The organism is Paraburkholderia sp. SIMBA_053 (assembly GCF_046534895.1).
In the GTDB taxonomy this organism is placed as follows: domain Bacteria; phylum Pseudomonadota; class Gammaproteobacteria; order Burkholderiales; family Burkholderiaceae; genus Paraburkholderia; species Paraburkholderia caledonica.
In genome coordinates, this window is sequence record NZ_JAWRXU010000007.1 from 225,155 (window position 1) to 245,164 (window position 20,010).

18 protein-coding genes are annotated in these 20,010 nt (G+C 62.5%); 11 read left to right on the plus strand and 7 right to left on the minus strand.

Annotated elements, in window-relative coordinates:
- Positions 1–6 precede the first annotated feature (6 nt).
- From ahcY to SB753_RS22130, 9 genes are all read left to right on the plus strand, one after another.
- Positions 7–1,428, plus strand: a complete 1,422-nt coding sequence (ahcY, locus tag SB753_RS22090) for an adenosylhomocysteinase (RefSeq protein WP_020070781.1) — start codon at positions 7–9, stop codon at positions 1,426–1,428.
- 147 nt (positions 1,429–1,575) lie between these two features.
- Complete coding sequence (locus tag SB753_RS22095; protein ID WP_006052549.1) at positions 1,576–1,929, plus strand: phage holin family protein; 354 nt, start codon at positions 1,576–1,578, stop codon at positions 1,927–1,929.
- Between the two features lie 11 nt (positions 1,930–1,940).
- Positions 1,941–2,771 (plus strand): methylenetetrahydrofolate reductase [NAD(P)H], encoded by an 831-nt coding sequence (gene metF / locus SB753_RS22100; protein ID WP_020070782.1) that lies wholly within the window; start codon positions 1,941–1,943, stop codon positions 2,769–2,771.
- A gap of 341 nt (positions 2,772–3,112) precedes the next feature.
- A complete protein-coding gene (locus SB753_RS22105; protein ID WP_087752462.1) occupies positions 3,113–4,741 on the plus strand; it encodes an ABC transporter substrate-binding protein in 1,629 nt (542 codons plus the stop codon).
- Between the two features lie 150 nt (positions 4,742–4,891).
- Positions 4,892–5,902 (plus strand): ABC transporter permease subunit, encoded by a 1,011-nt coding sequence (locus SB753_RS22110; RefSeq protein WP_006052552.1) that lies wholly within the window; start codon positions 4,892–4,894, stop codon positions 5,900–5,902.
- A 6-nt stretch (positions 5,903–5,908) separates the two neighbouring features.
- Positions 5,909–6,826, plus strand: a complete 918-nt coding sequence (locus SB753_RS22115; protein ID WP_020070785.1) for an ABC transporter permease subunit — start codon at positions 5,909–5,911, stop codon at positions 6,824–6,826.
- The gene (locus SB753_RS22120; protein ID WP_027777007.1) at positions 6,827–7,831 is read left to right on the plus strand and encodes an ABC transporter ATP-binding protein; all 1,005 of its coding nucleotides are present in this window, start codon (positions 6,827–6,829) and stop codon (positions 7,829–7,831) included.
- Positions 7,828–8,847, plus strand: coding sequence for a peptide ABC transporter ATP-binding protein (locus SB753_RS22125; RefSeq protein ID WP_288828530.1), 1,020 nt, complete (start codon positions 7,828–7,830; stop codon positions 8,845–8,847). Before SB753_RS22120 ends, SB753_RS22125 begins: the two co-directional genes overlap by 4 nt.
- Entirely contained in the window at positions 8,840–10,012 is a 1,173-nt protein-coding gene (locus SB753_RS22130; protein WP_408413541.1) for a TraB/GumN family protein, read from the plus strand. The genes SB753_RS22125 and SB753_RS22130 overlap by 8 nt, the downstream gene beginning before the upstream one ends.
- Positions 10,013–10,025: 13 nt before the next feature.
- On the opposite strand, the gene SB753_RS22135 is transcribed toward SB753_RS22130, so the two are convergent.
- The 6 genes from SB753_RS22135 to pxpB all read right to left on the minus strand — a co-directional run bounded on the left by SB753_RS22135 (position 10,026) and on the right by pxpB (position 16,574).
- A complete protein-coding gene (locus tag SB753_RS22135; protein ID WP_410801819.1) occupies positions 10,026–11,840 on the minus strand; it encodes a tetratricopeptide repeat protein in 1,815 nt (604 codons plus the stop codon).
- A gap of 222 nt (positions 11,841–12,062) precedes the next feature.
- The gene (locus SB753_RS22140; protein ID WP_410801821.1) at positions 12,063–13,019 is read right to left on the minus strand and encodes a DUF979 domain-containing protein; all 957 of its coding nucleotides are present in this window, start codon (positions 13,017–13,019) and stop codon (positions 12,063–12,065) included.
- On the minus strand, positions 13,016–13,765 hold the full coding sequence (locus tag SB753_RS22145; protein ID WP_020070791.1) for a DUF969 domain-containing protein: 750 nt from the start codon (positions 13,763–13,765) through the stop codon (positions 13,016–13,018). The genes SB753_RS22140 and SB753_RS22145 overlap by 4 nt, the downstream gene beginning before the upstream one ends.
- 256 nt (positions 13,766–14,021) lie before the next feature.
- Positions 14,022–14,774, minus strand: coding sequence for a 5-oxoprolinase subunit PxpA (gene pxpA, locus SB753_RS22150; RefSeq protein ID WP_020070792.1), 753 nt, complete (start codon positions 14,772–14,774; stop codon positions 14,022–14,024).
- A gap of 97 nt (positions 14,775–14,871) precedes the next feature.
- Positions 14,872–15,924 (minus strand): biotin-dependent carboxyltransferase family protein, encoded by a 1,053-nt coding sequence (locus SB753_RS22155; protein WP_020070793.1) that lies wholly within the window; start codon positions 15,922–15,924, stop codon positions 14,872–14,874.
- On the minus strand, positions 15,921–16,574 hold the full coding sequence (gene pxpB / locus SB753_RS22160; RefSeq protein WP_088176805.1) for a 5-oxoprolinase subunit PxpB: 654 nt from the start codon (positions 16,572–16,574) through the stop codon (positions 15,921–15,923). Before pxpB ends, SB753_RS22155 begins: the two co-directional genes overlap by 4 nt.
- Positions 16,575–16,775: 201 nt before the next feature.
- Between pxpB and SB753_RS22165 the strand changes: the two genes are divergently transcribed.
- Positions 16,776–17,288 (plus strand): winged helix DNA-binding protein, encoded by a 513-nt coding sequence (locus tag SB753_RS22165; RefSeq protein WP_020070795.1) that lies wholly within the window; start codon positions 16,776–16,778, stop codon positions 17,286–17,288.
- A gap of 97 nt (positions 17,289–17,385) precedes the next feature.
- On the opposite strand, the gene SB753_RS22170 is transcribed toward SB753_RS22165, so the two are convergent.
- Positions 17,386–17,928, minus strand: coding sequence for a 5-formyltetrahydrofolate cyclo-ligase (locus SB753_RS22170; protein WP_310066063.1), 543 nt, complete (start codon positions 17,926–17,928; stop codon positions 17,386–17,388).
- Positions 17,929–18,005: 77 nt separating this feature from the next.
- Between SB753_RS22170 and SB753_RS22175 the strand changes: the two genes are divergently transcribed.
- Positions 18,006–19,973 (plus strand): lytic transglycosylase domain-containing protein, encoded by a 1,968-nt coding sequence (locus tag SB753_RS22175; protein WP_087752456.1) that lies wholly within the window; start codon positions 18,006–18,008, stop codon positions 19,971–19,973.
- Positions 19,974–20,010 lie beyond the last annotated feature (37 nt).

The following is a 20,010-nucleotide window of genomic DNA, read 5'->3' on the forward strand; positions in this document are numbered from 1 at the left end:
GGCGTGATGAACGCCGCAGTTATCGATTCCCAAGCTTCCCAGGATTACATTGTTGCCGACATGTCGCTTGCCGACTGGGGCCGCAAGGAACTCACCATTGCTGAGACGGAAATGCCCGGTCTCATGCAAACGCGTGACGAATACAAGGCGCAGCAGCCGCTGAAGGGCGCGCGAATCGCAGGTTCGTTGCACATGACTATCCAGACCGGCGTGCTGATCGAAACGCTGACCGCGCTCGGCGCGGACGTACGCTGGGCATCGTGCAACATCTTCTCGACGCAGGATCACGCCGCCGCGGCAATCGCCAAGGCGGGCACGCCGGTGTTCGCGTTCAAGGGCGAGTCGCTCGACGAATACTGGGAGTTCTCGCACCGCATTTTCGAATGGCCGAACGGCGAGTTCGCGAACATGATTCTCGACGACGGCGGCGACGCGACGTTGCTGCTGATCCTCGGCTCGAAGGCCGAGAAAGACCGCTCGGTGATCGCCAAGCCGACCAACGAGGAAGAAGTCGCGCTGTACAAGTCGATCGAGCGCCATCTGGACGCTGACCCGACGTGGTATTCCACGCGTCTCGCTCACATCCAGGGCGTGACGGAAGAGACCACGACCGGCGTGCATCGTCTGTATCAGATGGAAAAAGAAGGCCGCCTGCCGTTCCCGGCGATTAACGTCAACGACTCGGTCACCAAGTCGAAGTTCGACAATCTGTATGGCTGCCGCGAGTCGCTCGTCGACGGCATCAAGCGCGCGACCGACGTGATGATCGCGGGCAAGATCGCCGTGGTGGCGGGTTACGGCGACGTGGGCAAGGGCTGCGCGCAATCGCTGCGCGGTCTCGGCGCAACCGTGTGGGTCACCGAAATCGATCCGATCTGCGCACTGCAAGCGGCGATGGAAGGCTACCGCGTGGTGACGATGGAATACGCGGCCGACAAAGCCGACATCTTCGTTACGGCAACGGGCAACTACCACGTGATCAACCACGATCACATGAAGGCGATGCGTCACAACGCGATCGTGTGCAACATCGGTCACTTCGATTCGGAAATCGACGTGGCCTCGACGCGTCAGTACCAGTGGGACAACATCAAGCCGCAAGTCGACCACATCATTTTCCCCGACGGCAAGCGCGTGATTCTGCTGGCTGAAGGCCGCCTCGTGAATCTGGGTTGCGCGACGGGCCATCCGTCGTTCGTGATGTCGAACTCGTTCACGAACCAGACGCTCGCGCAGATCGAACTGTTCACGCAAGGCAAGAAGTACGAGAACCGCGTGTACGTGCTGCCGAAGCATCTGGACGAGAAGGTCGCGCGTCTGCATCTGGCGCGCATCGGTGCGAACCTGACCGTGTTGTCGGACGCGCAGGCGGGCTACATTGGCGTCGACAAGAACGGTCCGTTCAAGCCGAACCACTACCGCTACTAAGTACGCGTTCCGGTATGCCCCTCGCGCGTAAGCCCGAGGGCAGCCTGAAAACATGATGGTGTGACGACGGGGCGGCGCTTAGGCGCCGCTTTGCTCGCCATGCCTGCCTTTTCGTTCAACGGACATCCTGCCTGCAAGGAGCTTTACATGACCGTTCTGCTGACCTGGCTGATCAATGCACTGGCGCTACTGATCATCACCTACCTCGTTCCGTCGATTCATATCCGCAGCTTCGGCACCGCGTTGATCGTCGCGGTAGTGCTCGGACTGATCAACACGGTGCTGCGGCCGGTGCTGATTCTGTTGACGCTGCCCGTCACGATTGTCACGCTCGGACTCTTCATTCTGGTGGTCAATGCGCTGTGCTTCTGGCTGTGCGCGTCGCTGCTGAAGGGCTTCGAAGTGTCGGGTTTCTGGTCGGCGTTCTTCGGCTCGATTCTGTATAGCATCGTGTCATGGCTGCTGTCCGCGCTCATTTTCGGCAACCGCAGTCTCGGTTGACATACTGAACCATGAACCCGATCGAACTTTCATTCGAATTCTTCCCGCCGAAAACGCAGGAAGGCGTCGACAAGCTGCGCGCAACGCGTGCGCAACTCGCTTTACTCAAGCCCAAGTTCGTGTCCGTCACGTTTGGCGCAGGCGGCTCGACGCAACAGGGCACGCTCGATACCGTCGTCGATATGGCGAAGGAAGGGCTCGAGGCGGCGCCGCATCTGTCGTGCATCGGCTCGTCCAAAGAGAGCTTGCGCGCGATTCTCAACGAGTACCGCGCACATGGCATTCGCCATATCGTCGCGCTGCGTGGCGACTTGCCGTCCGGCATGGGCGAAGTCGGCGAGTTGCGTTATGCGTCTGAACTGGTGAGCTTTATCCGCGCAGAGTTCGGCGACTGGTTCTGGATCGAGGTGGCAGGCTACCCGGAATATCATCCGCAGTCGCGTTCGCCGCGTCACGATCTTGAAAACTTCGCTCGCAAGGTGAAGGCCGGCGCCAATTCAGCGATCACGCAGTACTTCTTCAACGCGGACGCGTATTTCCGTTTTGTCGACGACGCCAGGAAACTCGGCGTCGACGTGCCGATCGTGCCGGGCATCATGCCGATCACGAACTTTTCGCAGCTTATGCGCTTTTCAGAGATGTGCGGCGCCGAAGTGCCGCGCTGGATCGCGCGCCGGCTGGAAAGTTTTGGCGACGACCGCGAGTCGATTCGCGCATTCGGGCTCGACGTGGTGACGGACCTGTGCAGGCGTCTGATCAGCGCGAAGGTGCCGGGTCTGCATTTCTATACGCTCAACGGCGCTGCGGCGACCACGGCGATCTGCGAGCGCCTGGGCAGTTAAACCGCTGACTCGTCGTTGATTCTGGCCGTTGATGTTGGCCGTTGTGCTGGCCTTTGTTGCCGATTGTTGTTCCAGGCCGCCGTGCGGATTCATACGCGGCGGCTCTGGCGAATTGTCTCTTCCAGCACTTTTCCCAGATTTCCAGTCAGAACAACTCGAAACGATTCCACAAGAATCGCCGCGATGGCCTACTCTGAAAGTCATTCGAAAGAGGTCTTGAAATATCCGCGCAGGCGCGCCGGCTGCGGCGTGGCGGATAATTTCCTCTGCTTGTGACACCGGGGAAAGCTCAGTAATATCGCGCTACGCTGGCGTCAGCCAGCCCCGAACCTGGAGGAAACATGAAGCAAAACAACCTGTTGCGCGCCGCGCGTGTTACGACGCTCGTCGCAGCTGCAGCGGCATCGATGGTGGGTGCGCAAAGCGCGCGCGCCGAGATTCCGAACAAGACACTCGTTTACTGCTCAGAAGGCAGCCCTGCGGGTTTCGATCCGGCCCAATACACCACGGGCACCGATTTCACGGCCAATACGTTCACCGTCTATAACCGTCTCGTCGAGTTCGAGCGTGGCGGCACCAAGGTCGAGCCGGGCCTCGCCGAAAAGTGGGATGTCTCCGCGGACGGCAAGACGTACACGTTCCATCTGCGTCATGGCGTGAAGTTCCAGACCACGTCGTTCTTCAAGCCGACGCGCGAATTCAACGCGGATGACGTCATCTTCACCTTCGAGCGCATGCTCGACGCGAACCAGCCGTTCCACAAGGCCTACCCGGTGCAGTTCCCGTACTTCACCGACATGGGTCTGGACAAGCTGATCACGAAGGTCGAAAAGGTCGATCCGTACACGGTCAAGTTCACGCTGAAGGAAGTCAACGCGCCGTTCATCCAGAACCTGGCCATGGAATACGCGTCGGTTCTGTCGGCTGAATATGGCGACCAGTTGCTGAAGGCCGGCAAAGCCGCCGACATCAACCAGTTCCCGGTGGGCACGGGTCCGTTCATCTTCCGCAGCTATACGAAAGACGCGACCATCCGTTTCGACGGCAATCCCGATTACTGGAAGCCGAATGCGGTCAAGATTTCGAAGCTGATCTTCTCGATCACGCCGGACGCAGGCGTGCGCGTGCAGAAACTGAAGCGCGACGAATGCCAGGTGATGAGCTATCCGCGCCCGGCCGATATTGCACCGCTGAAGGCCGAATCGAGTCTCGCGATGCCGTCGCAGCCTGGCTTCAACCTGGGCTACCTCGCGTACAACGTGACGCACAAGCCTGTCGACAAGGTCGAAGTGCGTCAGGCGCTCGACATGGCGATCAACAAGAAGGCGATCATCGACTCCGTGTACCAGGGCGCAGGCCAGGCCGCCACGAACCCGATGCCGCCGACCCAATGGTCCTATGACAAGAACCTGAAGGGCGCATCGTACGACGCGGATAAAGCCAAGGCGCTGCTCGCAAAGGCCGGTTATCCGAACGGCTTCGACATCACGCTGTGGGCGATGCCGGTGCAACGCGCATACAACCCGAACGCACGTCTGATGGCGGAAATGATCCAGGCTGACTGGGCCAAGATCGGCGTCAAGGCGAAGATCGTCACGTACGAGTGGGGCGAGTACATCAAGCGCGCCCACGCTGGTGAGGACGACACGATGCTGATCGGCTGGACGGGCGACAATGGCGATCCGGACAACTGGCTCGGCACGCTGCTTGGCTGCGACGCAGTGAACGGCAACAACTTCTCGAAGTGGTGCTACAAGCCTTTCGACGATCTGATCCAGAAGGGTCGTTCGACGTCCGACCAGGGCGCGCGCACGACGGCATACACGCAGGCGCAGCAGATCTTCGCGCAGCAACTGCCGTTCTCGCCGATCGCTCACTCGACGGTCTACCAGCCTGTCAGCAAGAAGGTGGTCGACATGCGTATCGAGCCGCTCGGCTACGCTCGCTTCGACGGCGTCAGCGTCAAGTAAGGCGCCCGATATTGAGTCAGGCAAGCCGTAAAATTCGCGCAGTACGCTTTTCGCACGGTTAGAAAACTGGTCGAAATGGTCCGGCGACCGGGGTCACAAGCCCTCGTCGCCGGTTGCGTTTTTTCTTCATCAAGACCATAGGGACGAACCATGTTCCGCTTTGTTTTGCGCCGCATCGGCATGGTGATACCGACGTTCATCGGCATCACGATCCTTGCATTCGCGCTGATTCACCTGATACCGGGCGACCCCATCGAAGTGATGATGGGCGAGCGCGGCGTCGATCCGGCGATGCATGCCGCGGCTATGCACCGGTTAGGGCTCGACGAGCCTCTGCCAATGCAATACGTTCACTACATCGGCCGCGCGCTGCACGGCGATCTCGGCACTTCCATCATCACCAACACGAGCGTCATGGGCGAATTTCTCGCCCGCTTCCCCGCGACCGTTGAACTGTCGATTTGCGCGATGCTGTTCGCGCTGATCGTCGGCCTGCCGGCAGGCGTGTTCGCGGCGCTCAGGCGCGGCACGGCGGTCGATCACGGCGTGATGGGTACCGCGCTGACCGGCTATTCGATGCCGATCTTCTGGTGGGGCTTGATCCTCATCATGGTGTTCTCGGTCAAGCTTGGCTGGACGCCGGTGTCGGGCCGCATCGCGGTCGAATACGACATTCCGCACGTGACCGGCTTCATGCTGATCGACGCGATGATGTCCACCGACGAAGGCGCGTTCAAGTCCGCACTGAGCCATCTGATTCTTCCCGCCATCGTGCTCGGAACGATCCCGCTCGCGGTCGTCGCGCGCATGACTCGTTCGTCGATGCTCGAAGTGCTGCGGGAAGACTACATCCGCACTGCGCGCGCGAAGGGTTTGTCGCCGGGGCGAGTGATCGTCGTTCATGCCTTGCGCAATGCGTTGATTCCGGTGGTGACGGTGATCGGTCTGCAGGTCGGTACGCTGCTTGCGGGCGCGGTACTGACGGAGACACTCTTCTCGTGGCCGGGTATCGGCAAATGGCTGATCGATGCGATTGGCCGCCGCGATTATCCGGTCGTGCAGGGCGGCATCCTGATGATCGCCACACTGGTGATCTTCGTGAACCTCGTCGTCGATCTGTTGTACGGCGTGCTCAACCCGCGCATTCGCCATACGAGGTGATCAAGCATGGCAGACATACAAAATACAGTTCCCACAGCAGTGACGCCGCCCAGCGGCCGCGCGATTGCCGCTCGCGAATTCTGGGCGAATTTCTCGCGCAATCGCGGTGCGGTTGGCGCCGGCATCGTCGTTCTGCTGCTTATCGTCGTGGCGATTTTCGCGCCGCTCATCGCGCCGCATAGCCCGATCGAACAGTACCGCGACTTCGTGAAAATTCCGCCTGCATGGCTCGAAGGCGGCAACTGGCGGTTCGTTCTCGGCACCGATGAAGCCGGCCGCGACATCCTTTCGCGTCTGATGTACGGCGCGCGGCTGTCGTTCTGGATCGGCTTCGTGTCGGTGGTGCTCGCGCTGATTCCGGGCGTCGTGCTCGGTCTCATCGCGGCATTCTTCGAGAAGTGGGCCGATACGCCGATCATGCGCATCATGGACGTGCTGCTCGCATTGCCGTCGCTGCTGCTCGCGGTGGCGGTGGTCGCTATCATCGGTCCGGGCCTCGTCAATACGATGCTGGCGATCGCGATCGTCGCGTTGCCGGGCTACGTGCGTTTGACGCGCGCCTCGGCGCAAGGCGAGTTGCAGAAGGAATACGTGACGGCCTCGCGAGTGGCCGGCGCCGGCACGCTGCGCTTGATGTTCTCGCAGGTGCTGCCCAACTGCACCGCGCCGCTGATCGTGCAGGCAACGCTCGGCTTTTCGTCGGCGATTCTGGATGCGGCCGCGCTCGGCTTCCTCGGCCTCGGCGTGCAACCGCCGTCGGCGGAGTGGGGCGCGATGCTGGCCTCGGCGCGTGACTACATCGACAGCGCATGGTGGATCGTCACGATGCCTGGTTTGTCCATCCTGATCTCGGTGCTCGCCATCAATCTGCTCGGCGACGGGCTGCGCGACGCACTCGATCCCAAACTGAAACGGATGGCATAAATGGACAATCTACTGACCATCCGCAATCTGGCGGTCAATTTCAACGGACTACCTGCTGTCGACCGGATCAATCTGGACGTCGCGCCGGGCGAAGTGCTCGGCGTTGTCGGCGAGTCGGGTTCGGGCAAGAGCGTGACGATGATGGCGTTGATGGGACTGATCGACGCCCCCGGCAAGGTCACGGCGGACGAAATCACGTTCAACGGCCGCGATCTGCTGAAGGCATCGGCGAAGGAACGCCGCAAGATCATCGGCAAAGATATCGCGATGGTGTTCCAGGACGCGCTCACGAGTCTGAATCCGAGCTACACGGTCGGCTATCAGATCAAGGAAGTGCTGAAGCTGCACGAAGGGCTGCGCGGCGCCGCGCTCGATAAGCGCGCGCTCGAACTGCTCGATCAGGTCGGCATTCCGGACGCGAAGAGCCGCATTGGCGCGTTTCCGCATCAGATGTCGGGCGGCATGAACCAGCGCGTGATGATCGCCATGGCCATTGCCTGCAACCCAAAGCTGTTGATCGCCGACGAGCCGACCACCGCGCTCGACGTAACGATCCAGGCGCAGATCATGGAACTGCTGATGCGCTTGCAGAAAGAGCGCGGCATGGCGCTCGTGCTGATTTCGCACGATCTCGCGGTGGTGTCCGAGGTCGCGCAGCGAGTCGCGGTCATGTACGCTGGCGAAGTGATCGAGACGAACAAGGTGCCGGATATCTTCGCCGCGCCTCATCATCCGTACACTGAAGCGTTGCTGGCCGCGATTCCCGAGCACAACGTGGGTGCCGTGCGACTCGCCGCTCTGCCGGGCATGGTGCCCGGACGCGACGATCGCCCGAAAGGGTGTCTGTTTGCCCCGCGCTGCAAGTACATGGTCGACGACTGCAACAAGGGACGCCCCGCGCTCGCGCCCATGCAAGGTCACGCCGAAGTGGCGCGCGTGCGCTGCATCAAACCCTTGAACCTGAGCGGCGACGCGAACGTTCACACACATGGAGGCGCACGATGAACGCAGTACCTGAAACGCGGCGCCAGTCGGACCATGCGGGCGATCACGTGCTGGTCGCCGACAAGCTCGCGCGCTATTACACGGTCAAACGCGGCATGTTCGCAACGGGGACGGTGAAGGCGCTCAACGGCGTGTCGTTCGCGCTCGAGCGCGGCAAGACGCTCGCCGTGGTCGGCGAATCCGGTTGCGGCAAGTCGACGCTCGCGCGCCAGCTGACCATGATCGAAGCGCCCAGTGCGGGCCGTTTGCTGATCGACGGTGAAGACGTGGCTGGCGCGGATCACGCGAAAATCGCGGCGCTGCGGCGGCGCGTGCAGATGGTGTTTCAGAACCCGTTTGCGTCGCTCAACCCGCGCAAGACCGTGGAGCAGACGCTCGGCGAACCCCTCGCGATCAACTCCCAACTGAGCGTAACGCAACGCGCGGAACGCATCGCTCAAATGATGCGTACCGTCGGCCTGCGTCCGGAACATGCGAAGCGCTATCCGCATATGTTCTCGGGCGGTCAACGTCAACGCGTGGCGATTGCTCGCGCGATGATTCTCGACCCGCAGATCGTTGTCGCCGACGAACCCGTGTCGGCGCTCGACGTGTCGATCCAGGCGCAGATTCTGAACCTGTTCATGGATCTGCAGCAGGAGTTCAAGACGAGCTATGTGTTCATCTCGCACAATCTGTCAGTGGTCGAGCATATTGCCGACGACGTGATGGTGATGTACTTCGGCGGCGTGGCCGAACTCGGCGACAAGAAGCGGATTTTCTCGAAGCCGCGGCATCCCTACACGCGCGCGTTAATGTCGGCGACGCCGTCGATCTTCGAGGCGGATCGCACGATCAAGATCAAGCTGCAAGGCGAGATGCCTTCACCGCTGAATCCGCCTTCGGGCTGCACGTTTCATCAGCGCTGCCCCTATGTGATCGACCGTTGCCGCAGCGAAGAGCCGAAGCTGCGTGAAGTGGATGGCCGTCAGGTGTCGTGTCACCGCGCCGAGGAGGTGGGGGACGTGGATGCCTGATGCGCTGGCGGCGCGTCGTCTTGCGCGCCGCTCGCGTGAAGGCGGCCGCCGCGCTGCCTTCATGCGAAGCTTGCGGGCGCGTGCACTGACCGGTGCCGCGCTCGTCGGCGTTTGTTCCGTTCTGTATTTCTCCGCGGCACCGCTCGGCCGCGCGCATGCTGCCGGCGCCGCGGCCAATACACCCACGGCTGGCGTCAATTCAACCACGCAAGGTGTGCGTCCCGCGTTGCCGGTGCCGCACGCGCCTTCGGAGCCACGCGCCGCGCTGCCGGGTTTCAACCCGCCACCTGCCACACCCGGTACGACTGCGAGCGGACCCGTGCGTCTGCAACCGGCGCGTATGCCGTTCTACGTCGCGACTCGCGGTGCTACCACCATCTACGTGCTGGGCACACTGCACGTGGGCGATCCCGCCGATTACCCGCCGGCTCAGCCGTTTCGTCCGCCGATCATGGGCGCGTTGGCTGCTTCGCCGACGCTTGCGCTCGAACTTTCGCCGGACGAGCTACTCGTTTCGCAAGACGATGTTTCCAAGTACGGCGTGTGCCGCCGCGACTGCCTTCCCGGCCTCTTGCCGGAGCCGCTGTGGCGCAAGCTCGCGTTTCGTCTGCGCGGCAATCCTGCGGCGTTGGATGAAATCAAAAAGATGCGCCCGTGGCTCGCCTCGCTGCTGGTCGAAACCTACGATTCGCTCAGCGCCGGCTTGCAGACCGAGTACGGCACCGAAGCGCAGTTGCAGAACGTATATCTGCGCACACGTGGCAAGATCATCGGCCTTGAAACCCTGCCGCAGCAGATGCGCGCCTTCACCGGGCTCACGCTCGCCCAGCAACGCGAGATGCTCGCGCAGGATCTAATGCAGACGCCCGCGCAAAACGTCGAGGACGTGCGGACCTTGCACCGTCTGTGGCGCGTCGGCGACGCCGATGCAATCGCCGCCTGGGAGGCCGCGAAAACCGAAAAACTGGCGCGCGACAAGCAGGTGTCCAACTCGATAGACGACAGGATCGTGTACGCGCGCAACCGGCGCTTCGTCTCGCGCATGCTGCAGATCGCCGCGCCGAACAAGCCGGTGTTCGTGGCGATCGGCGCGTTGCATCTGGGTGGCCGCAAAGGCGTTCTGCAGCTTTTGCGACAACATGGGTTTGTGGTGGATGCGGGCTGAAGCGATGCGCGATCTACGGCGCGGGATCGATTGCGCTGATCACTTCCTTCACCACCTCCGCCCATTCGCCCAGTACCTTCTGCCGGAACAGTCGCATTCCCGGATACCACGGCGAGTCGCTCCGTTCTTCAAGCCAGCGCCAGTCTGAATTGGCCGGCAGCAGCAGCCACACCGGCTTGCCGAGCGCGCCGGCCAGATGCGCGACGGCGGTGTCGACTGCGATCACCAGATCGAGGTTCATGATCAGCGCGGCTGTGTCTTCAAAGTCGTTCAACTCGCCGCTGAAATCGTGCGTACGGAAGGCTTGCGGCGCGGCGGCGAGTTGCGCGTGCGCCGCACCCTTCTGCAATGGATACCATTCCACATTGGCGACATCTGCGAGCGCGTGCAAATCGGCAAGCGCCATTGACCGATAGCGGTCGTTGCCGAACGCCGGACTGCCTGCCCAAACGAGGCCCGCTCTGCGCTTTGCATCGCCGGTTTTCTTCAGTTTCTTGCGCCAGGTTTTGACCTTGGCAAGGTCCGCGAACAGATACGGCACTTCGGCCGGGATGGTGGACAACTCAGTGCCGACGCATGACGGCACGCTCGTCATGGGAACCCAGAAGTCGTAGTTCAGCTCCGCGCAGTTCTGCTCCGGTTTTCCGCTGAACGCGTTGTGTACGCCCGGCATGCGTTGAACAAGACTCAGCAATGGCTCGCGCACGCAGACGTCTACTGTGGCGCGGCGTTCGTGCAGCAAGCGCGCAAAACGCAGGAACTGGAAATGATCTCCAAAACCCTGCTCGCCGACGATCAGCACACGACGCCCCTTGAGCGGTTCGCCGCGCCATTCGGCCACGCCCGGAATCGCGAGCGCTTCGTAATCGCTCTTACGCCAGCGCAGCGCAAACTCGGCCCAACCCTGTTTGAAATCGCCGCGCTTGAGCAGCAGCCAGGCAAGGTTCTGATGGGCGTCGGCGTAATGCGGATCGCGGGCGAGCGCTTCGCGATAGAACGTCTCCTCTTCGTCGAGCCGTCCCTGCGCGCCGAGCGAGCCGCCCAGGCACACGAGATTGGTCGGATTCGGCGCGATTGCAACCGCGCGGCGGTAGTGCGACTCCGCGCCCGCATAGTCGCCATGCTTGCCGATTGCGCTACCCAGGTTGATATGCGCCTCGGCGTAATTCGGGCGCAACGCGAGCGCGCGCTCAAAGCTCGCGACGGCCGCCTCGCGCTCGCCCTGCGCTGTGTAGGCATTGCCCGCGTTGAAGTGCGCTTCCGCTGAAGTCGGATCGACTCGCAAGGCGTCGCGATAGCACACCAGCGCTTCCGCGAAACGCCCGAGTTTGCCGAGCGCCGTGCCCAGATTCAGATGGACATCGACCAGTGCAGGGTTCGACGCGATTGCAAGCCGATATTGTTCGACGGCTTCGTTCAACGCGCCCTGCGCCTGCAAAGCGGTGCCGAAGTTGTTGCGCGCGTCGGCGAAATCGGGTTGTAGCTGCAACGCCTGGTCGTAACAGATGGTGGCTTCGTCGAGATGGCCGAGCGCGGCGGCGGCGAGTCCGCGGTTGCTCCAGCAGGCGGCGTCGTGACGGTCGTATTTGAGCGCGTTGCTCATTAGTGCGGCGGCGTCCGCGTATTGCCCGCGCTGATAATGCAGTACCCCGAAATAATGCAAAGCCTGCGAATTCGTCGGCGCAAGCGCCAGAATCTCGCGGTAGATGGAATCGGCGGTGTCGAGCCGGCCGGCCTGATGCGCGCCAAGCGCGGCATTCACGAGCGAAGTAACGCTGGATGACGGCGGCGCGGAATGCGCGCCGGTGCGCTGAGGTTGACGTTCCATGGAAACCTGCGGGAAAGGCTCCGGCGGCGCGCGTTGCACGCGCCGGCGCGTGTGGATAGGAGATGGTCCAGCATCTTATGGTCGGCATCACGGACCGACGATCGGACGCATCCTATTTCCCTTGCAGGTTTTTCCTGTTTGAGGTGCTTCGCCGATGTGCCGCGAAAGCGTCGCGCGACACATCGGAAATTGCTGCTTTTACGGACGTTTTTACGAAGCCCTTTACATGAACATCAGGAAGTTGAGCAGGAAGATGTTCACCACCAGCAAGGTCAGCGCGGTAGGTATCTGGACCTTGATAACGGCGTTCTTATCCGGCAGTTCCAGCAAGGCCGCCGGCACCATGTTGAAGTTCGCGGCCATCGGCGTCATCAGCGTGCCGCAGTAGCCCGAGAACATGCCGATCGCCACCATCACGGCCGGATTGCCATGGAACACGCCGACGAGGATCGGCACGCCGACGCCGCCCGTCATCACCGGAAAGGCAGCGAAGCCGTTGCCCATGACCATCGTGAAGAGCGCCATGCCGATGCAATACACGGCCACTGCGATAAACCGGTAGTCGAGGCTGATATACGCGGTGGTCACGTGAGCGACGGCTTTGCCGACACCCGCGTCCGAGAACACGAGGCCGAGCATGCCGAGCATTTGCGGCAATACGGCGGCCCAGGAGAGCGCGTCGACGAGGCGGCGCGTTTCCTTCATCGACTGCCCGACGGTGTCGCGCGTCAGCACGCATGCAATCGCGAGCGCGATCACGCAGCCGATGCCGAAGCCGATCAACGTGACGTTGGCCTTCTCGATCAGCGGAACGCCGCCGAACACGAGGTGACTCGCCGACAACGTGATGATCACGGTGATCACGGGAATCGTCAGCGCGGGCACGAACAGCTTGTTGCCAAGGCGCGCGGCGCTTGCCTTGCGCGCTTCGAGCGACAGCACTCTGGGCTTGCCGGCGGTGACCCCGCCGAAGCCTGCAATCACCGCCATCACGATCACTGCAACGCCGACCACTGCGGGCGGCAGTTTGTCGCCGATCAGAAAGATCAGCGCATAAAGAATCCAGAAGCCGCCGGCCGTCAGGCGGCGCGGATGTTCCTTGTCCGTGACGATCATGCCGCCGACGATCAGCAGCACCACGCCCAACAGCCAGAAAAGATAGGTAATCGAGAGCGTCATGCTTTGTCTCCTGCAGCGGATTGCGTCGACGATACGGTGGCATTGCCCGCGTGGGCGTTGCCGCGCAATTCGCGGTCGAGCTTGCGGTCAAGCAGATACAGGCGGAAGCCGTGGATCAGGAATGCACAGATTGCAGTGGGAATGCCCCAGACCGCGACGTGGATCGGCTCGACGATAATGCCTGCCTCCTTGAGGAAGGTAGTCATCAGTACGATCGCACCGAACGCAACGAAAATGTCTTCGCCGAAGAAGAGGCCCACGTTATCCGTTGCCGCTGAAAACGCCCGCAGCTTGAAGCGCACGGCGTCGCTGATCTTGCCGAAACGGGTTTCGGTTGCACCTTCGGCCATCGGCGCGATGAGCGGGCGCACCATCTGCGGATGCCCGCCAAGCCCGGTCAGCCCGACTGCCGCAGTCAGCTCGCGCACGAGCAGATAAACGATCAGCAGGCGCCCGGCCGTGGCGGCCTTGATGCCGCTGATCCACGTCTGCGCGCGCTCGCGCAGGCCATGCCGTTCCAGCAGGCCGATTACCGCGAGCGGCAAAAGGATGATCAACGGAATGTTGCGCGTCTTGATAAAACCAGTGCCGATTTCGGCGAGGATTTTCTCGACCGGAAAATGCGCGGCCAGCCCGGTAATGATCGCGGCGACTGCCACGATCAGCATCGGATTGAACCGCAATAAAAAGCCAACGATGATGACGGCCACGCCGATGAGCGGCCATAGACTGACTGTTGTCTGCATCTGGATCTCCAAACAGGTTTCAACGTCGCCGCTTGTGACGGCTAACATGGGCCGGCGCGTGGCGATCCGCGCGCCGTTTTGTTTCCGCGGCTCTTGACGGCCGCGTTGCTACGCACTGCACCTGCACCTGCACCTGCGTTCACTGCGATGAATCGACTGCGGATACTGCGAATCTCTGCATAACCTCTCGCACCTGGCGAACGCCCCGCATGTAGCGGGGCGTTCAGGACATGACCAGGATGCGGCGGCGCGTACTTCAGACGCTTGCTGCGCCGGCCGCGTGCACCTCGATACCGGCCTGTTGGAGCGCGCTGCGGATGCGTCGCGCGAACGCGAGCGCATGCGGGCCGTCGCCGTGCAGACAAATGGTCTGCGCGTTGAGCGGCACCCATTGACCGTCGACGGCGCGCACCCGCTGCTCGCGCACCATTGCAAGGGTGCGTTCGAGCACTTCGTCTTCATCTTCGAGGAGCGCGCCGGGCTCCTTGCGCGGCACGAGCGAGCCGTCGGCGCGATAGCCGCGATCGGCGAATACTTCTTCGATGGCGGTCAGCCCCGCGTTGCGCGCGGCCGTCACGAGACCGCTGTTGGCAAGCGCGAAAACCGCGACCGACGGATCGAAGTCATGCACGGCCGAAACGATCGCGTCGGCGATCTTCGCGTCGCGCGCGGCCTGGTTGTAAAGAGCGCCGTGCGGCTTCACGTGCGCGATGCGCCCGCCCTCGGCCTGCGCGATTGCCGACAGCGCGCCTAGTTGATAAAGCACGCCCGCGTAAATGTCGGCCGCCGGCAAGTCCATCTCCTTGCGGCCGAAATTCTCCGGGTCGTTGAAGCTCGGATGCGCCCCGATCGACACGCCTTTTTGCACCGCCCATCGCACGCAGTCACGCATGGCGTTGGCGCCGCCCGCGTGCCAGCCGCACGCGATATTCGCGGAGCTGACGAGGTCGAGCAGCGCCTCGTCGGAGCCGCAGCCTTCGCCGAGGTCGGCGTTCAGATCGATTTCCATGATGTTCCTCTACTCTCAAGAAAACGCCGGGCCGCCCCAAGTTTTCTTGCCCCTCGAAAGGCCGGGCGCGACGCGCCAGGCTTGGGGGCGGTCATTGTCACAACGCTGCGGCGGTCATCTGACGTGCGCAACGTTCTTCATGCATTGCTATGGCGGCGTCGATCTGCCGCAAATAGGTGCGCTCTTCCAGTAACGCGTGGCGCGCTTCGTAGGGTGTGGTCGGAATGAAGCGGACCGCCGCATTCAGCCGCACCTGAGCGAGCTTCCACAAGTCGGCCTGAATGACCGCGCCGATCTTCGGATAGCCACCGGTAGTCTGTGCGTCGCTCATCAGCACGATCGGCTGGCCGTTCGGCGGCACCTGGATCGTGCCCGGCAGCACCGCGTGCGACAGCAGATCCGCTTTGACTTTGCGCTTCAGTTCCGTGCCGGCGAGCCGGTAGCCCATGCGGTTGCTGTTCGGCGTGACCAGCCACTCGTCGGACCAGAAAGACTCATGTGCTTCTTCGGTGAAACTTTCGTACTCGGGGCCGCGCAGCACGCGAATGGGGACCGCCCAGGGCACGCCTGTCGGATGACGGCCGCGCCGCAGCGGTTCGTCCACGAGCACGAACTTGCACCAGGCAGGCGCTTTGACGCCGAACTCCGGCGCCTCGGGAGAGAAGCCGACGTGTGTGCGCTGCGGCGGCGCGCCGACCGGCAGGCGGTCGCCGTCGCGCAGCGCCCGGCCCCCGAGACCGCCGAAGTGACCGGCAAGGTCGGTGCTGCGCGAGCCGAGCATCGGCAATACGTCGATGCCGCCCGCGATGCACACGTAGCCGCGCATGCCGCGCTTCGCCGCGTTCAGTACTAGCTCCTGGCCGGCCTTCACAGGCAGGCTCCACCACGAGTAGACCGGCTTGCCGTCGAGCGTCGCGCCGAATTCAGTGCCGGTGATGGCCACTCGTGTCGCCCGCAGGAAGCGCAGCACGGTGGGGCCGAAGGTGATTTCGAGGCCCGCGGCATCGGGCCGGTTGCCGACCAGCCGGTTGCCGACTTCCAGCGACAGGCGGTCGAGCGCCCCGCCCATTGCGACGCCCAGATGCCGGTAGCCGTGACGGCCGAGGTCCTGAATCGTGGTCAGCAGACCTGCGCGAATCACGTCGATCATGCGTGTATCCCCGCAATCGTGAAGCGCACCCGGTCGCCCGGCTGCAACAAGGTGGGCGGGCGGCGCGTTGGGTCGAACAGCGGCAGTTCGGTGCGGCCGATCAGTTGCCACCCGCCGGGCGACGTAGCCGGGTAAATGCCCGTCTGCTCCCCGCCGATGCCGACCGAACCGGCCGGCACTTCGAGTCGCGGTGATGCGCGGCGCGGCGTATGCAGCGCTTCTTCCAGTCCGCCCATATAGGCGAAGCCCGGCTGGAAGCCGAGGAAAAAGACCACGTATTCGCCACCCGAATGCCGCTCGATCACCTCGCGCACGCTCAAACCGGTGTGGTTCGCCACTGCACCGAGGTCGGGGCCGAACTCTCCGCCGTACTGAACCGGGACTTCGACTTCGCGGCCCGGCGCGGGCGTTGCGCTGACCGCTTGCCAGGCTTCCTGTAGCCGGGCCGTCAGCGCGTCGCGGTCGGCTTCGACGGGATCGAACACGAGCGTCAGGTTGTTCATGCCCGGCACGACTTCCAGCACATGAGGCCAGTGCTGCGCCATTTCGGCGGCCGCCCACACGCGGCGCTGACAGTCCAGCGTCGCGGGCGGGGGCGCCTCGCAGACAAGCGCGGCGTCGCCGAGCGGAAAAATTCTGGGTTGGCTCATGGCTTGAAGACCCGAAGATGTCGAAGAGTTCTGCATTGAACGCCGTCACAAACCATGGGGCATGGCTACGCGACGTTTGAAGCGTACATTGTCAATAAAATATCAACAATTTATCAATAAGAGTTTTCGCCAGGCTCGCCGCCGTGAGCCGCTCGTCGTACACTCCCGACACTCTCCATCCCGTTTTCCTGAGAAATTCACATGTCGCGGCATCCCACCAAGATCGTCTCGTCCGAACATCTCGTGTCGGACACGAGCGCGGAACTGTCCGAGCTCGAGTACGCGCTCATCATGGCCGGCAACGCATTCAACCGATGGATGGTGCGCTGCATGTCGGCGGCCGGGGACAAGGACATGACCGCAATCGAGGTCTCGCTGCTGCATCACGTGAGTCATCGCGAGCGCCGCAAAAAACTGGCCGACATCTGCTTCGTCCTCAACATAGAAGATACGCACGTCGCGACCTATGCGTTGAAGAAGCTCGTAGCTAGAGGGTATGTAAAAAGCGAAAAGACCGGCAAGGAAGTGTTTTTTTCGGCGACGGAAGCGGGCCGTGCGCTGTGTCTGAAGTATCGGGAGGTGCGCGAGAGTTGCCTCATCTCGACGCTGAAGGAAAGCGGCCTCACCAACGAACAGATTGGCGACGCGGCGCAATTGATGAGAAACGCGTCTGGGATGTACGACACAGCCGCGCGCGCGGCGGCGTCGTTATAGATGTGAGGCGCTGAGACGCGCGCCTGCGAGGCATGAGTTTCCTTGCTGCGTACAAGCCGCGCCAAGCGGTGTGTTACCGGTCGCTCTTCAGACGCATCTAGCCGACGCTCCGCGCATGAAGCCCCGCTTCGGTCACGATCATGTCGAGCGGGATGTCATGCACCTCGCGCTTCAGTGCAGAGGTGCGGCATGCTTCATACGCCACACCCACCGTGATCGGCTTCTTCGCGCCGGGCCAGCCGGCGAGCGTGCGGTCGTAGTAGCCGCCGCCGTAACCGAGTCGGTAGCCGTCGGCATCGAAACCCACGCAGGGAACGAGCAGTAGCTCGGGCGTTACCATTCGCCCTGTGGTGGGCTCTGCGATCTTGTGGTGGCCGATCTTCATCGGCGTATCCGGCGACCATGCGTGGAACTCGAGCGGCAGCCCGCGTTCCTTGATGATGGGCAGGCTGGCCTCGCGTTGCGTGCTGCCCGTGAGCCAGATGGAGATCGCTGCGCGCGCATCGAATTCGCCCGCGAGCGGCCAGTAGAACCCGACGCTTTGCACGTCGAAATGCTTGAGCGCATCGAGAACGCAGCGTCCGAGCGCGGCATTGTTAGTCGGCTCGGAAGCCGCTTGTAGCCTTGCTTCCAATAGCATTCGACGCAGCGCCTTTTTCGATTCTGCGACAGGGTTGCATGCTATGCTTGGGTTCAATTCGCGCTCCAGAAACAACGATGTCAAAAAGTCTTTATCGAGTATATCGCGCGGCAGGCATGGCGTTAGCCGCAGCGGCGCTCGTCGCATGTAGCACGGCATCAGCCGTCAAGCCTCTTCCCATTTCGCAGCTCACCAACGACGATCAGATTTTCGTCCAGTTGCGCGAGGCCGCCCGCAATAACGACGCGGCTCGTGCGGTGCAGTTGGCGAGCATGATCCCGAGCTATCCGGCGCCTTCGTATCTGGAGTACTTCCAGATCAAGCCGCAGCTCTTCGATTCCGGCGGCCATGCGCGCGTCGACGCGCCAGACGCGCCGGTGCTCGCGTTCCTGCAGAAGTACGACGGCCAGGCGATCGCCGACCGCATGCGCAACGACTACCTCACGGTGCTCGGCACGCGCCACGATTGGCGCAACTTCGACCAGCAATATGCGCGCTTCGTGCTGAACGACGATACGCAGGTCAAGTGCTACGCGCTCGAATCGCGTGCGTCGCGCGGCGAGAATGTCGCGGACGCGGCGCGCGCTCTGCTCGTCGATCCGAAATGGTACGGCGACGGCTGCGTCGATCTGATCACGGTGCTCGGCGTGAACAAGCAGTTCAGCACCGACGACATCTGGCAACAAATCCGTCTCGCGTACGAACAGAACTATCCGAATACCGGCAGCAAGCTGGTCGACGCGCTGGGCGACCAGGCGCCCGATCCGGTGCTGTTCGGCCAGGCTACCAGTACGCCGCCGTTGTTGCTCGCGCGCGGTGTCAGTCCCGATGCGCAATCGCATCAACTCGCGCTGCTCGCGATCACGCGCATGGCCCGCAACGATCCGGCCATGGCCGCGGCCACGTTCGCATCTGTCGCGCCGTCGCTGAATTCGCCCGAACGCGCGATCGGCTGGGGCACCATTGCCTATCAGGCGGCGGCCAAACAGATGCCGAGCGCCACCGACTGGTACAGGCTGTCGGCAAACGCGCCGCTCTCCAATCCCGCGTATGAATGGCGCACGCGCACCGCGCTCCTTGCCGGAGACTGGAACATGGTGCGCTGGTCGATCGAGCAGATGCCGGTGGCGCTGCGCAATCAGCCGTCGTGGGTCTATTGGCATGCCCGTGCGCTCAAGCAGGCTGGCGACACGACCACGGCCAACCAGGAATTCGAGTCGATCTCGCAGGGTTTCAACTTCTACGGGCAACTGGCCGCTGAAGAACTCGGGCAGAAGATTTCGGTGCCGCCTAAAACCATGGTGACCGACTCCGAAGTCCAGCAGGCCGGCAACACGCCTGGTTTCGATCTGGCGCAGCGCTTCTACGCGCTGAACTTGCGGCTCGAAGGCAATCGCGAGTGGAACTGGCCGCTGCGCACCATGAGCGACCGTCAGCTGCTTGCCGCCGCCGAATACGCGCGCCGTATCCAGTTGTATGACCGAACCGTCAACACCGCCGACCGCACGAAAACCGAACACGATTTCTCGCTGCGTTATTTGTCGCCGTTCCGCGATATCGTCGAACGGGATGCGCAGTCGAGCGGCCTCGACGTGGAATGGGCGTACGGGCTCATTCGCCAGGAATCACGTTTCATCATCAACGCGCGTTCCGAAGTCGGCGCGGGCGGTTTGATGCAGTTGATGCCCGGCACCGCGCAACTCGTCGCAAAGAAGATTGGCCTCGGCCCGATTTCGCGCGAGCAGATGAACGACATCAACACTAACATCCTGCTGGGCACGAACTACCTGTCGATGATCTACAATCAGTTCGATGGTTCCGCCGTGCTGGCCACCGCGGGTTACAACGCCGGGCCGGGCCGTCCGCGTAACTGGCGGCAGACGTTGCAGCATCCGGTTGAAGGCGCGATCTTCGCCGAAGCGATTCCCTTCCAGGAAACGCGTGACTATGTGAAGAATGTGTTGTCCAACACGGTCTACTACGCGGCATTGTTCGAAGGCCGTCCGCAATCGCTGAAGGCGCGTCTGGGTTACATCGCACCGTAAGCGCCGTGCCGCCGCTGCCTCGGTGCGAGGTAGCGGT

Coding starts and splice junctions, on each gene's coding strand:
- ahcY (WP_020070781.1), top strand. CDS start 7: ATGAACGCCGCAGTTATCGATTCCCAAGCTTCCCAGGATTACATTGTT.
- SB753_RS22095 (WP_006052549.1), top strand. CDS start 1,576: ATGACCGTTCTGCTGACCTGGCTGATCAATGCACTGGCGCTACTGATC.
- metF (WP_020070782.1), top strand. CDS start 1,941: ATGAACCCGATCGAACTTTCATTCGAATTCTTCCCGCCGAAAACGCAG.
- SB753_RS22105 (WP_087752462.1), top strand. CDS start 3,113: ATGAAGCAAAACAACCTGTTGCGCGCCGCGCGTGTTACGACGCTCGTC.
- SB753_RS22110 (WP_006052552.1), top strand. CDS start 4,892: ATGTTCCGCTTTGTTTTGCGCCGCATCGGCATGGTGATACCGACGTTC.
- SB753_RS22115 (WP_020070785.1), top strand. CDS start 5,909: ATGGCAGACATACAAAATACAGTTCCCACAGCAGTGACGCCGCCCAGC.
- SB753_RS22120 (WP_027777007.1), top strand. CDS start 6,827: ATGGACAATCTACTGACCATCCGCAATCTGGCGGTCAATTTCAACGGA.
- SB753_RS22125 (WP_288828530.1), top strand. CDS start 7,828: ATGAACGCAGTACCTGAAACGCGGCGCCAGTCGGACCATGCGGGCGAT.
- SB753_RS22130 (WP_408413541.1), top strand. CDS start 8,840: ATGCCTGATGCGCTGGCGGCGCGTCGTCTTGCGCGCCGCTCGCGTGAA.
- SB753_RS22135 (WP_410801819.1), bottom strand. CDS start 11,840: ATGGAACGTCAACCTCAGCGCACCGGCGCGCATTCCGCGCCGCCGTCA.
- SB753_RS22140 (WP_410801821.1), bottom strand. CDS start 13,019: ATGACGCTCTCGATTACCTATCTTTTCTGGCTGTTGGGCGTGGTGCTG.
- SB753_RS22145 (WP_020070791.1), bottom strand. CDS start 13,765: ATGCAGACAACAGTCAGTCTATGGCCGCTCATCGGCGTGGCCGTCATC.
- pxpA (WP_020070792.1), bottom strand. CDS start 14,774: ATGGAAATCGATCTGAACGCCGACCTCGGCGAAGGCTGCGGCTCCGAC.
- SB753_RS22155 (WP_020070793.1), bottom strand. CDS start 15,924: ATGATCGACGTGATTCGCGCAGGTCTGCTGACCACGATTCAGGACCTC.
- pxpB (WP_088176805.1), bottom strand. CDS start 16,574: ATGAGCCAACCCAGAATTTTTCCGCTCGGCGACGCCGCGCTTGTCTGC.
- SB753_RS22165 (WP_020070795.1), top strand. CDS start 16,776: ATGTCGCGGCATCCCACCAAGATCGTCTCGTCCGAACATCTCGTGTCG.
- SB753_RS22170 (WP_310066063.1), bottom strand. CDS start 17,928: ATGCTATTGGAAGCAAGGCTACAAGCGGCTTCCGAGCCGACTAACAAT.
- SB753_RS22175 (WP_087752456.1), top strand. CDS start 18,006: ATGTCAAAAAGTCTTTATCGAGTATATCGCGCGGCAGGCATGGCGTTA.